Origin of the sequence: Cryobacterium cryoconiti, from assembly GCF_004403065.1 — a bacterium.
GTDB classification, from domain to species: Bacteria; Actinomycetota; Actinomycetes; order Actinomycetales; family Microbacteriaceae; genus Cryobacterium; species Cryobacterium cryoconiti.
In genome coordinates, this window is sequence record NZ_SOHA01000001.1 from 150,490 (window position 1) to 164,340 (window position 13,851).

General features: G+C 68.9%; 10 protein-coding genes. 5 read left to right on the plus strand and 5 right to left on the minus strand.

Annotated elements, in window-relative coordinates; all coding sequences use genetic code 11:
- The first annotated feature begins 2 nt into the window (after positions 1-2).
- On the plus strand, positions 3-788 hold the full coding sequence (gene heR, locus E3T49_RS00710; RefSeq protein ID WP_134422503.1) for a heliorhodopsin HeR: 786 nt from the start codon (positions 3-5) through the stop codon (positions 786-788).
- An 88-nt stretch (positions 789-876) separates the two neighbouring features.
- Here the strand turns inward: heR and E3T49_RS00715 are convergent, their stop codons facing one another.
- Complete coding sequence (locus E3T49_RS00715) at positions 877-2,178, minus strand: HNH endonuclease signature motif containing protein (RefSeq protein ID WP_166785424.1); 1,302 nt, start codon at positions 2,176-2,178, stop codon at positions 877-879.
- A gap of 655 nt (positions 2,179-2,833) precedes the next feature.
- On the opposite strand from E3T49_RS00715, the gene E3T49_RS00725 reads away from it, so the two are divergent.
- Both E3T49_RS00725 and E3T49_RS16030 read left to right on the plus strand, forming a co-directional pair.
- Positions 2,834-3,679 carry an NAD-dependent epimerase/dehydratase family protein gene (locus E3T49_RS00725; protein WP_134422509.1) on the plus strand — a complete coding sequence of 282 codons (846 nt, stop codon included), beginning with the start codon at positions 2,834-2,836 and terminating at the stop codon, positions 3,677-3,679.
- Between the two features lie 346 nt (positions 3,680-4,025).
- Positions 4,026-5,564: a variant leucine-rich repeat-containing protein gene (locus tag E3T49_RS16030; RefSeq protein WP_166785425.1), complete on the plus strand. Its 1,539-nt coding sequence runs from the start codon at positions 4,026-4,028 to the stop codon at positions 5,562-5,564.
- A 145-nt stretch (positions 5,565-5,709) separates the two neighbouring features.
- Here E3T49_RS16030 and E3T49_RS00730 read toward each other — a convergent pair whose 3' ends face one another.
- Positions 5,710-7,284 carry a cellulose binding domain-containing protein gene (locus tag E3T49_RS00730; protein ID WP_166785426.1) on the minus strand — a complete coding sequence of 525 codons (1,575 nt, stop codon included), beginning with the start codon at positions 7,282-7,284 and terminating at the stop codon, positions 5,710-5,712.
- Between the two features lie 155 nt (positions 7,285-7,439).
- On the opposite strand from E3T49_RS00730, the gene E3T49_RS00735 reads away from it, so the two are divergent.
- Positions 7,440-7,790, plus strand: coding sequence for an MmcQ/YjbR family DNA-binding protein (locus E3T49_RS00735; protein WP_134422512.1), 351 nt, complete (start codon positions 7,440-7,442; stop codon positions 7,788-7,790).
- On the opposite strand, the gene E3T49_RS00740 is transcribed toward E3T49_RS00735, so the two are convergent.
- Both E3T49_RS00740 and E3T49_RS00745 read right to left on the minus strand, forming a co-directional pair.
- Complete coding sequence (locus tag E3T49_RS00740) at positions 7,787-8,419, minus strand: histidine phosphatase family protein (RefSeq protein WP_134422514.1); 633 nt, start codon at positions 8,417-8,419, stop codon at positions 7,787-7,789. The two genes, E3T49_RS00735 and E3T49_RS00740, sit on opposite strands and share 4 nt — an antisense overlap.
- A 38-nt stretch (positions 8,420-8,457) precedes the next feature.
- Positions 8,458-11,025 carry a cation-translocating P-type ATPase gene (locus E3T49_RS00745; RefSeq protein WP_134422516.1) on the minus strand — a complete coding sequence of 856 codons (2,568 nt, stop codon included), beginning with the start codon at positions 11,023-11,025 and terminating at the stop codon, positions 8,458-8,460.
- A gap of 111 nt (positions 11,026-11,136) precedes the next feature.
- Here E3T49_RS00745 and E3T49_RS00750 point away from each other — a divergent pair, with 111 nt between their 5' ends.
- Positions 11,137-11,463, plus strand: a complete 327-nt coding sequence (locus E3T49_RS00750) for an antibiotic biosynthesis monooxygenase family protein (protein ID WP_134422518.1) — start codon at positions 11,137-11,139, stop codon at positions 11,461-11,463.
- A gap of 78 nt (positions 11,464-11,541) precedes the next feature.
- Here E3T49_RS00750 and pflB read toward each other — a convergent pair whose 3' ends face one another.
- Entirely contained in the window at positions 11,542-13,806 is a 2,265-nt protein-coding gene (gene pflB, locus E3T49_RS00755) for a formate C-acetyltransferase (protein ID WP_134422520.1), read from the minus strand.
- Between the last annotated feature and the right edge of the window lie 45 nt (positions 13,807-13,851).

Here is a 13,851-nt window from a genome sequence, read left to right on the forward strand (position 1 = left end):
GCATGACGACGGCGCCCCAGAATTTCGTGACGGATGCCCAATTCACCCGCCTGCGTACCGTGAACCTCGTCGCCGGCCTGGTGCTCAGTGCACAGGCCGTTCTGGTCTCCGTGGTCGTCCTGGCCCGAAAAACCCCGGTGCTGCTGCCTGTCACGGCCGGGTTCCCCACAGGACCGGTCGGTGCCACGGCCGAACCGCAGTCCGTGGCGCTGGCCGACGTCGACCTTGGTCTGGCCGTCGTCATCCTGCTCGCGTTCTCCGCCGTCCTGCGGTTCACGTGGCTCCTGCCCGCGGTCGCCGGCTGGTACCGGAGCGGCCTTGACGCGGCACGCAACCCCCTGCGATGGGTCGAGTATTCGCAGGTTTCCGCGATCACCGTGTTCCTGATCGCCCAGCTGAACGGCGTCACGGAGGTCGGCACGCTGGTGGCGCTCTACGCGATCACGGCGGGCGCAACGCTCTTCCTGGCCCTGCAGGAGCGCGAACCAGCCGGCGGCTCGCTCCGGCCGTTCGTCTTCGGGGCCATGGTCGGCATCGTTCCGTGGGGCATCATCGCGTTCTACCAGATCGGTGCCGGCGTTCTCGGCGACGTTCCGGAACTTTTCGTGCGCACCGTCACCCTCGCGCTGCTCGCTGCGGCCACGCTCATCTGGGCCAACGCCTGGTTGGGCAGGAGAGGCCGTGGCGGGTGGGTGCATCCGCAGCGCCAGGAGATCGTCCAGATCACCCTGGTCACGCTCGGCACCACCCTGATGGCCGGGCACGTGCTGTGGGGTGCGCTGCTCTAGCGTGCGGCCTGTGCCTGTGCCTGTGCCTGTGCCTGTGCGGGTGCGGGTGCGCCTGAGCCCGAGCCCGAGCCCGAGCCCGAGCCCGAGCCTAGAACGGTGCCGGTTCGTCTGACTCGGGCGGCCGCGTCTGCGGCTTCGCGGGTCGCGGTTGTTCCGGTGCACGGATGATCGTGGCCGGCTCACTGACGAACGTGCGCCCCGTCGGCGAGGTCCACTTCAACGCCCCGTCGGGCAGGTGCACGTAACTCCACCGGGTCTCCGATTTCAGTGCATGGTCGGCCGGGCAGAGGTGCGCAAGATTGTCGTGCGCGGTGATCCCTTCGAATTGCCAGTCGAGGGTGTGGTCGAGGTCGGAATGCGCCGCCGCGCGGCGGCAGCCCGGCCACCGGCAGGTTTCGTCCCGCACTCGCAGGTACCGTCTCAGGTGTTTCGGCACCTTGTACCGGGTGCGGCCGACAGACAGCACGACCCCGGTTTCCGGGTGGGTCAGGATTCGGATGAAACTCGGCGCCCGGGCCGCGATCTCCCGGGCGGTATCCGGGTCGATGGGTCCGTATCCCTCCAAATGGCCGGGTTCCTCCGAGTGGCCGAGGAGGGTCAGCACCGGGACGGTGACATGAACGGTGCCGCGGATGCCCTTGCCGACACCCTTCGCGGTGACCCCGTCGAGGATCAGGTCGGCGAAGGTGTCCGCGCGCAGCTGGGTGAGGGTGCGGGGCTCGTCGGGGGCCAGCAAGCTGATCCCCATCACGGTGATGCGGTCGTACGCTGCTTTCACTTTTTCCGCCGAGTCGACCCAGGACAGCGACGCCATCCCGTCGGCCTCCGGTTCGAAGACCACCCGCCGGTCAGCGACGGATTTCTGGTGCCGGGCGGTGATCGTTTCGGGGTGCAGCCGTTCCCGCAGCACGCGCGCCTTGTACTTCAGGTTCGCCACGGTCAGATGGGGTGCGGACTTCAGGAGGGCCTGTTCGAACCCGGGCAGAGCCTCCGCGGGCAGCGACCACGCCTGGTGCATGATCGCCTGCGCGTGCCGGTACGTGATCGACCCGGCCTGCAACGCGGCCCGCGTTGCCGGCAGTTCGTGCATGAGGGCCTGGCTTTCGGCGATCAGGGTCTCCGTGGACCGCACCGGCAGTCGCAGGGTGCAGGCCAGCTCGGTCACGAACTCCCGTTCGGCGATCATTGCGGCGTCCCACCGGGCGAGGGGCACCCCGGCGACCGGCGCAGCCCGCGCTGCCTGGGCTGCGCCGGCCTCGGCGCAGAGTCGCGCCTTATCGACCTGCTCGGCCAGGCGCGCCGCCACCCGTGCGGAGTCCGCCTGCGTCTCCCGGATGACGTCGAAGTGACGCCCGAGGGTTTGCTGCTGCTCGCTGTACGAGGTCTTCATGAGGGACACGTTACGGGCGACCAGTGACATTCAGAGGCCCCGGCCGACACCCCACGGCGCCCTGTGGATAACCCGATCAAACCCGGTTTGTGGAGGACGAGAAGTGGTCACCGTGGGGAGGCGCGGGGCATCCGTCGCGGCGCCGGGCGCGGGCATCCGTTCCGGGCCCGGCTACGGGCATCCGTCGTCACCTAACGGAGGAGATTTTCGCGAAACGCCGGTATTCGTGGCCGCCCGTGCGGCGTGTTGCGAAAATCTCCGCGATTGGCGCGACGACGGATGCCCAGGGGCGGCCTCTAGGCAGTGGCGCACCGGGTCTCGACAAGCTCGACCACCGGGGGGCTCGACCACCGGGTCTCGACCGCCGGGTCTCGACAGGCTCGACCGCCGGGTCTCGACAGGCTCGACCAACGGGTCTCGACAGGCTCGACCGCCGGGTCTCGACAGGCTCGACCACCGGGTCTCGACAGGCTCGACCACCGGGTCTCGACAAGCTCGACCACCGGGTCTCGACCACCGGGTCTCGACAGGCTCGACCACCGGGTCTCGACAGGCTCGACCGCTGGGGGGCTCGACCGCCGGGGCCAGACCGGCGGCGGTGCAGTCGTAGGCTTGTTCTGTAGTTCCACGCACCGCCCACACAGAGGAGTCCCGCATGAAGATCGTTGTCACTGGTGGAAGCGGAAAGCTCGGCCGGACCGTGGTGAAGTACCTGGTCGCCGAGGGTCATGAGGTGCTGAACCTCGACCGGGACGGTGCCCGCAGCCACGATCTGGTCGTCGTGGACCTCACGGACTACGGCCAGGTCGTCGACGCGATCCTCGGTATCGACGACCGTCACTCCGGCTTCGACGCCATCGTGCACCTGGGCGCGATCCCGGCCCCCGGCCTGGTTCCGGACGTGGCCACGTTCCACAACAACATCCTCTCCACCTACAACGTGTTCCAGGCCGCCCGCCGTGCGGGCATCAAGAAGCTGGTCTACGCCTCCAGTGAGACCGTGCTCGGCCTGCCGTTCGACATCGACCCGCCCTACATTCCCGTGGACGAGGAGTACCCGGCCCGCCCCGAAAGCACGTACTCCCTGGTGAAGCACCTCGAGGAGACGATGGCGATCCAGCTCACCCGGTGGGACCCCGAACTCAGCATCACGGCGCTGCGCTTCTCGAACGTCAAAGACCCGGAGGACTACGCGGCCTTCCCCGCTTTCGACGCCGACGCCACCCTGCGCAAATGGAATCTGTGGGGCTACATCGACGGCCGTGACGGCGCCCAGGCCGTGCTGCGGGCACTGGAGAACGCGAAGCCCGGCTTCGAGGCGTTCATCATCGCCGCCGCCGACACCGTGATGAGCCGGCCGAACGCTGAGCTGGCCGCCGAGGTCTTCCCCGGGGTGGAACTGCGGGAGGTCGGCCCGAACGACACGCTGCTCTCGATCGACAAGGCCCGACGGATGCTGGGCTACGCGCCCCTGCACAGCTGGCGCGACCACGTGGCGTAGCCGCCGCGCAGAGCGGGCCTGCGCCCGTTCGGACCCACCGGCGTTTTCGTGGTCCGCACTGGAACGGCCGGGCGTAGATAGAGTGGTCCCCGAGGCGTGTGCTGCGCCTCGGGGGCAGTGCAACGCATGTGTACAATTCGGGTCGGGGGACACGCGGTGAGTCGTCATTCCTCTGCGCCCCGATCCTGTCCGGCTGGTCCTCTGCGTGGCCACTCGGTGCCGGCGTTTCGCCCGCCTGTGGGCCGGCGGAGTGCCGATCGCGCGCCCGCGGCCCCGATCGGCGAACGCTCAGCACGATGACCTGCCTGAAACCGAGAACCACGACTCTACGAAAAGAGCGCACACCGTGAGCGACATCGACAATCCGATCCGCGAGGCGGCCGACCCGCAGACTCCCCAGGCGCGCCTGGCGGAGATTGCGGCGGCCCATCCCGAGCTGCATCCCGTGATCGCCACGAACCCGGCCTGCTATCCAGGCCTGCTGGACTGGATGCGCGCAAGCGGCACGCTCACGGATGCCCCCACGGATGTCTCGGTTCCCGCCGACCAGGTTCCCGCGGACCAGGTTCCCGCCGACCAGGTTCCCGCCGACCAGGTTCCCGTGGCCACCCCCGCGCGGCGCAAGCGGGGCCTGATCATCGGCGGCTCGATCGCCCTCGTGGCGGTCCTCGTCGGCGGCGCCGGCATCTGGGCCTACGGGGCCGTCTTCTCCAAGCTGGGCGGCGCCGCGACGCCGGAGGCCGCCGTGGAGCAGCTGCTCACCGGTGCGGCCGACCTGGACCCCATCGCCGTCTACGGCGCCCTGTCGCCCGCAGAGATCGAATCCCTCAAGGCCCCGCTGGAACGCCTCGGCGACGTGAAGCTCGATGCGGATGCCGATGACGACACCGACTACAAGGCCCTGACCGAAGAGCTGATCGCGGAGATCACCATCTCTGTCACCGACCTGGAATTCAGCGTCGAGGAGATCGCCGACGGCGTGGCCGCGGTCAGCGTCGAGAGCGGCGAGCTGAAGATGGACGGCGACCCCGAGACCATCGCCGGACTCTACGTCGACCTGGTTCGCCCCCAGCTGACGGCCCAGCTGACCGACTACGGCTACTCCAAGTCCGAGATCAAGCAGGAACTGGCCGACGCCAGGGACAGCGCCGAGGATGAGCTCACGGACTTCCTGCCCTACTCCCTCACGGCCGGCGAAATGGCCGACGATCTGGGCCGGGACCCGAGCATCGTGGCCGTTGAGGAAGACGGCGACTGGTTCGTGAGTCCCCTGCTGACCCTCGGCGAAACCCTCTACCAGACCCAGAGCGAGTCCGACTCGTCGGTCACCCGCGGCAGCCTGATCGCCCCGAGCGACGCCGACTCCTTCGCCACGCCGGAAGAGGCCGCCGAGGGCTTCGCCGAGGCCATCGCCGCCTACGTGGGCGACGGTGAGGCCAGCGGGCTCGCCGCAGCCCTGCCCCTCCCCGAACGCCGTCTGATGAGCCTCTACGGAGACCTGTTCGAGTACGACGGCTACGGCTCGCTCACCCTGGCCGAGTTCTCGGTCACCAGCAAGACCGACGGAGACCGGGCCCGGATGATGATCGACGAGGGCATCTTCGAGGGCGACGGCAGCTATCTCCCCGATTCGATCGAGATCGCCGGCGTCTGCGGCACGATCAGCGCCGCCTCCTCGTCCAGCCAGACCGGTTGCCTCGACGAGATCCCCGGCCTCGACGAGCTCGGTGTCGCGGACATGCGCGTCATCGCCGTGCGCGAGGGCGACGGATGGTTCGTCAGCCCGCTCGAGACCCTCTTCGACGCCACCGCGATCGCCGTCGACAACGCTGCCCGCCTGAGCGACGAGGGCAAGCTGACCGACATCTTCGCCTCGGCGGAGTGACCCGGCGCTGACCCGGCGCTCAGCGCAGGAAACAGCTCAGCGCAGGAAACAGCTCAGCGCAGGAAACAGCCCAGCGAACGAAACAACGGATGCACCCGCCCAGCCGGGCAGGTGCATCCGTTGTTTGCGTTCCGGAGTGACCGGGCTACGAGGTCGCGGCCACGAACGCCCGGGAGTACGACCACTTCGGGCTGCTCACCCCGGAGCACATGTAGGCGGGGATGCCTCCGGTGCAGGGCTGGTCCCGGGTCATTTCCCACCAGCCGACGTAGTTCAGCGCGTTCGCCTTGGCGAAGGCGCTGACCTTGTTCGTGTCGGCGAGCGTGAAGATCTCACCGGTGTCGTTCAGCCCGATCATCGGCGTGATGCCGATCATGGACAGGCGCTGGGCGTTGCTCAGGCCGGCGTACGCCGGGAGCGCGCCCAGCTGCTTCGCGGTGGAGTTGGCCGCGCTGATCGCCGCCGTGCCCATGTCCACCGTGCCGTCGCCGTAGTCCATGGCCATGACGTTGACGGCGGAGAGCTTCACCCCGGCCTCGGCGAACTCCTTGAGCGTGCGTTGACCGCTCGCGACCAGGCCGTAGGGCATCACCGGAAGGGTCAGGGACACCTGCAGAGGGCGACCTGCTGCTGCCCGCTGCTTCTGAAGCTCGACGATCGCGACCACGCGACGCTTGTTGGCGGCCGGGTCGCTCACGTCGGACCCTTCGATATCGAAGTCGATCCGGTCGACGTTGTACCGATTGATGACCTTCGTGTACGCGGCGAGGAGAGCGGCCGGGTCGGTGCAGACCCGGGCGAGCTCGTTGTTCGCCATCCCGCCGAACGAGACGACGAACGTGCCGCCGCCGTTCTGGAACGTCGAAATCGATCCCACGAAGTCCTGGGTGCCGCCCACGGTGTAGGCGGTGTACCCGGCCCAGGTCGGGCTGCAATTGCTGGTGCGGTCCGCGACGATGAACGCCCCCGTGACGGCCTTGACTCCGGTGGCCGTGGCGAAGGCGGAGAGGTCAGCGCTCGGCCACAGGCCCATGTCCACATAGGGGGCGACGAGCAGGCTGCCCGCCGGTGTCGGCGTGGGAGTCGTGGTGGGAGTGGGTGTCGGTGTTGATGTCGGCGTGGGTGTGGGTGTCGGCGTCGGTGTTGACGTCGGAGTGGGTGTCGGCGTCGGTGTGACCGTCGGCGAGGGTGACGGAGACGGCACCGGGGTGGTCGTCGGTGTCGGCACCGGCACCGGTGTCGGTGTCGGCGTCGGAACAGTCGACCCGGCCCCGTTCACGGAACACGGGATCGACGCGGCACCGGCCGGCAGGCCGATCACGGCGCAGGCGGTGGGGTACAGCGGAGCGGTGCCCACCTTGTACGACGTGAGGCCGAACGATGTGGCGGCGCCGGGGGCGAGCTTCGATGCCCAGGTCGGCGCCTTCACGGCGAATCCGCTGCTCGACGCCTGCAGCGTCCCGTTCCACAGCGTGTTCACCTTGTTTCCGTAGGTGAAGGAGATCTGCCACGGCTGGAGGGCGGTCGTCGACGCGTTCTTCACCCCCACCTCCGATTGGAACCCGGTCGTCCACACGTTCGTGTTCTTCCAGTTCACCTCGACCCCGGACACGGCCGCCGCCGCGGGAAGCGCGGTGGCCCCCAGACCGAGTATGAGCAGAGCGGATGTGCTGATCGCGATCGCCAGCGGTCGCAGCCGCCGGGAGGTGGAAACTGTCACTCGGTGTCCTCGTATCCTTGTCGTGAATGCGGTGGAGTGGCCGGGGCCGTCACACATCAGCGGGAGCTGAACTCCAGTCACGACTATCGTCCGGAGAAGACCTCACGTTAGGCAGCGACCTGGGTTTTCGGCTCCGTCGACGTAGTGTCGTAACCATGACCCCCGATGACCTCGTCGACTTCTGTCTGAGCCTTCCGCAGGCGATCGAAACGTTCCCCTTCGGTGAGGAGACGAGCGTGTTCAAGACCAGCGGCAACGGCAAGATCTTCGCCCTCAGCGCCCTCGCCGCAGAGCCCCTCGCGGTCTCGCTCAAATGCGACCCCGAGGAGGGCAGGGCCCTGCGCGAGGAGCTCCCGGAGCAGATCACTCCGGGCTACCACCTCAACAAGAAGCACTGGATCACGATCGTGCCGGGCGGGCCGGTCGACGACGACCTGGTGAGGCAGCTGCTGCGGGACAGCCATGCCCTGGTGCGCCCCAAGGTGCCACGGGCCCCCGAGTCCTAACCGGCCAGAAGCTGCGGCCCGCCCGGTGAGCCCACGCTGAGTCCCGCCCACGACACGAGGGTCCAGCCCCCGGCGGGGGAGCCGGACAGTTCGACGACTCCCGTGTTCTCGAGGTCGGTCGTGCCCGCGAACATGGGGGACACATTGTTGGCGCGGGCGGCGGTCCACACCCGGATCGCAGCACCGTGGCTGAACACCGCCGCCGTGTCGGCGCCGGCGGCCGCAGACGCGATATCGGCGTCGAACCGGGTGAAGAAGCTGTTGCCGTCCAGGCCGCCGGGCATCCGGGTGTCGAGGTCCCCGGTCACCCAGGCCAGCACGGTCTCGAAATAGCTATGAATGGATGCCCGGTCGCTCCGGCCTTCGAGGTCGCCCGCTTCGATCTCGTGCAGCCCGGTGCCCACCTGCACGTCGAGCCGCCGGTCCGCCGCCAGAGGCCGGGCGGTCAGCTGGGTGCGCACGAGCGTCGACGCGAAGATGGCGTCGATGGGCTCGGTGCGCAACGCCTCCGGGATGACCGAGGCCTGCCGTGATCCGAGCGCGGTCAGACCGGGGCCCGGGTGCGCGGTGTCGAGCTGGCCGAGAACGTTGGCGGGCGTCTGCCCGTGGCGGATCAGAAAGAGTCGCATGGTTCACTCAGCATAGGCATCGGGGCTGGGTGGGAGACTCAGCGCGACCGGCGCATCCGCCATTTGAAGGCCGCGTCGGCCAGAATCAGCAGCACGGCCGCGAGAAGCGGGAAGATCCAGGCCAGCGCGGGCGGCCACGCGCCGCCGAGCAGGCCGCTCACGAAGGGGACGCCCAGGAAGACGGCCAGCAACGCCAGCTGCGCGGCAACGGATACGACGAGCGCCCGATTGCCCATCAGCGGCAGCCGCCAGGCCGGCACGGACTGGCTGCGGCACGCGAAGGCGTTCGCCATCTGGGCCACGGTGATGGTCGCGAAGGCGGTGCCGGACGCACCGGCCAGCAGGTCGGGGGCAACCGGTTCACCCCAGCCCCAGCCGCCCGCGAGCAGGACCGCGGCGAACCCGGCCAGCGTGACCACCGCCTCGACCGGACCGAGAACGCCGAAGGCCCGCCAGAGCAGCAGTCGGTCGATCAGCGCGCGCGTTTTCGCCCGACCCTGCATCACCCGCTTGCTCGGCGGCTCCACGCCGAGCGCCAGGGCAGGCAGCATGTCCGTGCCGATGTCCAGCGCCAGCACCTGCAGCACCCCGATCGCCAGCGGGAACTGGCCGCCGGTCAGCGCCCAGGCCGCGAACGGCGCCAGCTCGGCCACATTGTCGGTGAGGTGATAGGTGAGAAACCGGCGCGCGTTCGCGAAGGTCGCCCGGCCCAGGCGCACCGCCGTCACAATGGTGCCGAAATGGTCGTCGAGCAGCACCAGGTCGGCGGCCTCCCGCGCCACATCGCTGCCGCTCAGGCCCATCGCGATCCCGACATCCGCCTCCCGCAGGGCCGGAGCATCGTTGACGCCGTCGCCGGTCATCGCCACCACATGCCCGCGCGCCCGCAGCACCCGGGTGATTCGTAGCTTGTCGGCGGGCGTCACCCGGGCGACGACGGCGCCGGCCGGGTGGTCCAGCAGCTCACCGAGCTCGTCGTCGGAGGCCGGGAGACCGGCCCCCAGCACCACGCCTCCCGGGCGCAGCAGGCCGACCTCGCGGGCGATGGCCTCGGCCGTGTTCGGGTGGTCGCCGGTGACCATGACCACCCGGATGTCCGCGTCGAAGCAATCCTGCAGCGCCTGGTGCACGTCGGGGCGGGGTGGGTCCTCCAGCCCGAGCAGTCCGAGCAGCTCCAGCCCCGTTTCGACCAGCCCCGTTTCGACCAGCCCCGTTCGAGTGCTCGCGTCACCTGGCCCCTCCGCCCAGTCCCGGCCGGCGACCGCCAGCACGCGACGGCCGAGGGCCGTCATCCGTTTCAGTTCCTCGTGCGCCTCGTCGGACACCGCCAGGCAGCGCTGGAAAACGCTCTCGGGGGCGCCGAGGGCCGTGACGCGGCCGTCCTCGATGGCCGAGCTCATCATCCGTTCGGCCGTGTAGGGCAGGCGGGTGGCGACCTCGCCCGGGTCGTCGGTCCAGCCGCTGCGCGTGGCGAGGCAGGCGATGGCGGCGTCCAGGGGTGCACCCTCGGCCTGCCACCGCCCGTCGTGCAGCACGGCCCGGCCGGTGACGCAGCGCACGGCGGATGCCGCCACCCGGGGAACGAGTCGCTGCGCCGCGGCCGATCCCTCGAACACCGCCGCGGGCTCGTAGCCGGAACCCTGCACCCTCACCGTTCCGCCGGGCGTCCACACCTCGACCACGGACATCCGGTTCTGGGTCAGAGTCCCGGTCTTGTCGGTGCAGATGAAGGTGGTCGCACCCAGCGTCTCCACGGCGTCCAGGCGGCGCACCAGCGCATGCTGCTTCGCCATCGACTGGGCGCCGCGCGCCAGCGACAGCGTCACGGTCGGCAGGAGCCCTTCGGGCACCAGAGCCACGGCCACTCCGACCGCGAACAGGAACGCGTCCACGGGGCGCAGCCCGATCAGCACCCCGGCCACACCCAGCCCGATGCCCGTCGACACCGCGATCACGGCCACCGTCCTGACCACCTTGCGCAGTTCCCGGGTCAGCGGGCTGGGCGGTCGCTTCGCCGAGCGGGCCAGCTCGGCGATCGCGGCCAGAGTCGTCGCGGAACCGGTCTCGACCACCCGGGCCTGCGCCTCACCCTGCACCACGAACGTGCCAGCGCGTAGCCGGTCTCCCTCACCGCGTCGCACCGGCTCGCTCTCCCCGGTCAGCATCGACTCGTCCGCGGCCAGCGCCTCCGCGTCGAGCACCTCCATGTCGGCGGCGATCCGGTCACCGGAGCGCAGCAGCACCAGGTCCCCGCGCACAAGGTCGCGGGCGTCGACCGTGCGTACGCTGCCGCCCCGCCAGACGCGGGTGTCACTCGGCAGCAGGGTGCGGAGCCGTTCGGAGGAACGGTCGGCCCGGTAGTCCTGGGCGAACGCGAAGACCGCGTTGAACACGATCACGACGACGATGGCAATGGCCAGGGCCGGTGTCCCGGCCAGCAGGGCCAGCCCGCTCGCCGCCCAGAGCAGCACCGCGAGCAGATGCGTGAACTGGCGGGCGAGGGCCCGCAGGGGCGAGGCTCTCGCCAGCCGGGGGAGAGAATTCGGTCCGTCCTGGGCGAGTCGGGCCGCGGCTTCCTCGGAGGTCAACCCTCCCAGCTGCGCCATATGCGATCACCTCGACACGGAAACTACACCTGCCGGGCAGTGGACCGGGCTCGCAGCCGGCAGTGACAGCATGGAACAGAAGTCAACGCATCCAGGAGAGGGACAAACCCCATGACGATCATCAAAATCAACGCCATCACCGTGCCCGGCGACAACGGCGACGAGCTGGCCCGCCGCTTCGCCGCCCGCGCCGGCGCGGTCGACGACCGGCCGGGCTTCGAGGGCTTCGAGCTGCTCAAGCCCACCGACGACCGCAGCACCTGGCTGGTCGTCACCCGCTGGGCCGACGAGGAGTCCTTCCAGGCCTGGCTGACCTCGCCGTCCTTCGCCCAGGGCCACCGCGGCGACGCCCCCACGGAGGGCGACGCCCCCGCTCGACCCGTGGGTATCAGCAGCGAGCTGTGGTCCTATGAGATCGCAGGCGGTTCGCAGGCCTGACCGGCACGCCCACGACGCCCCCGGCCACGGCGCGTAGAACGGGATGCGCCGTGATCGGGGGCTTGGCGTTTGTCCGGGTTACCCCTGGTGGAACGTGCGGCTGATCACATCCATCTGCTGCTCGCGGGTGAGTCGTACGAAGTTCACCGCGTAGCCGGACACGCGGATCGTCAGCTGCGGGTAGTTCTCCGGGTGCTCCATGGCGTCCTCGAGGGTGTCCCGATTGAGCACGTTCACGTTGATGTGGTACCCGGTGGCCGACGTGTACGCGTCGATCAGCCCGACCAGACTCGTGATCTGCTCGTCCCGGGTGTGGCCGAGACCACTGGGCACGACCGTGCTGGTCAGCGAGATGCCGTCCTGCGCGTCGCTGAACGGGAGCTTGGAGACGCTGAGCGCGGAGGCGAGGATCCCGTGCGTGTCACGAGCGTTCATCGGGTTGGCGCCGGGGGCGAACGGCTCGCCGGCGCGGCGGCCGTCGGGTGTGTTGCCGGTGGCTTTGCCGTAGACCACGTTGGACGTGATCGTCAGGATCGACTGGGTGGGGATGGCGTCGCGGTAGGTCGGGTGGCTGCGGATCATGTTCATGAACCGCTCGACGATGTCCACCGCGATGGAGTCGACCCGGTCGTCATCGTTGCCGAAGAGGGGGAACTCGCCCTCGACGTCGTAGTCCACGACCAGGCCCCTCTCGTCGCGCACCGGGCGGACCGTGGCGTACTTGATGGCCGACAGGGAGTCGGCGACCACGCTCAGGCCGGCGATGCCGCACGCCATGGTGCGGATGATGTCCTTGTCGTGCAGCGCCATTTCGAGACGCTCGTAGGCGTACTTGTCGTGCATGTAGTGGATGCAGTTCAGCGCGTTGATATAGGTCTCGGCGAGCCATTCGAGCGTCTCCAGATAAGCCGGGAAGACGGTGTCGTAGGAGAGCACCTCGTCGGCGTTCGGCACGGTCTCCGGGGCGACCTGCTTGCCCGACATCTCGTCCCTGCCGCCGTTGATCGAGTACAGCAGTGCCTTGACGGCGTTGACGCGGGCGCCGAAGAACTGCATCTGCTTGCCCACGCGCATCGGCGAGACGCAGCAGGCGATCGCGACGTCGTCACCCATCGCGGCCCGGAGGATCTCGTCCGACTCGAACTGGATCGCCGAGGTATCGATGGAGACCTGGGCGCAGAAACGCTTGAAGCCGTCCGGCAATGACTGGCTCCACAGCACGGTCAGGTTCGGCTCGGGGGCCGCGCCGATGTTGTACAGCGTCTGCAGGAACCGGAACGTGGTCTTGGTGACGAGCGGACGGCCGTCGTTTCCGACCCCGCCCAGCGACTCGGTCACCCAGGTCGGGTCACCGGCGAAGATCTCGTCGTATTCCGGGGTGCGCAGGAAGCGCACGATCCGCAGTTTGATCACGAGGTCGTCGATGAGCTCCTGGGCGGTTTCCTCGGTCAGTACTCCGGCGGCCAGGTCGCGCTCCATGTACGCGTCGAGGAACGCCGCGTTCCGGCCGAACGACATGGCTGCGCCGTTCTGCTCCTTGACCGCACCGAGGTAGGCGAAATACAGCCACTGCACGGCCTCCTTCGCCGTGACGGCCGGCTTCGAAATGTCGAAACCATAGCTTGCAGCCATCTGGACGAGTTCCTTCAGAGCCCGGATCTGCTCGGAGTTCTCCTCGCGGGCGCGGATGACGTCCTCGGTCGAGGGCTCCATGTCGAACTCGGCCCGGTCGTTCTTCTTGGCCGCGATCAGGGCGTCAACGCCGTACAACGGCACCCGGCGGTAGTCGCCGATGATCCGGCCACGGCCGTACGCATCCGGCAGACCCGTGATCAGGTGACTGTTGCGTGCACGGCGCACCGCCGGCGGGTAGACGTCGAAGACGGCGGTGTTGTGCGTCTTGCGGTAGTCCGTGAAGATCTTCTCCAACTCGGGCGAGACGGGGTAGCCGTAGGTTTCGAGCGAGGTGGCGACCATGCGCCAGCCACCGAAGGGCATGATCGCGCGCTTGAGCGGGGCATCCGTCTGCAGGCCGACGATGACCTCGTTGGGCCGGTCGATGTAACCGGGGGCGTGAGCGGTGATGGAGGCCGGCGTGGTCGCATCGACGTCGTAGACGCCCTTGCGGCGTTCCTCGGGGAACATCGCGGACAGCCTGTCCCAGATCCCCGTCGTGCGGTCGGTGGGTCCGGCGAGGAAGCTCGCGTCGCCCAGGTACGGTGTGTAATTGCGCTGGATGAAATCGCGCAGATCGATCGAATCCTGCCAGGGGCCGGAAACGAAATCCGGTCGGACAGGCTGGGGCCCGCCCTCGGTGTTGCTGACGTCCTCTGTAGTGGTCATCTGGAATACTCTCCTTTCTGCCAACCACGCTACTCGCCGGGGAAG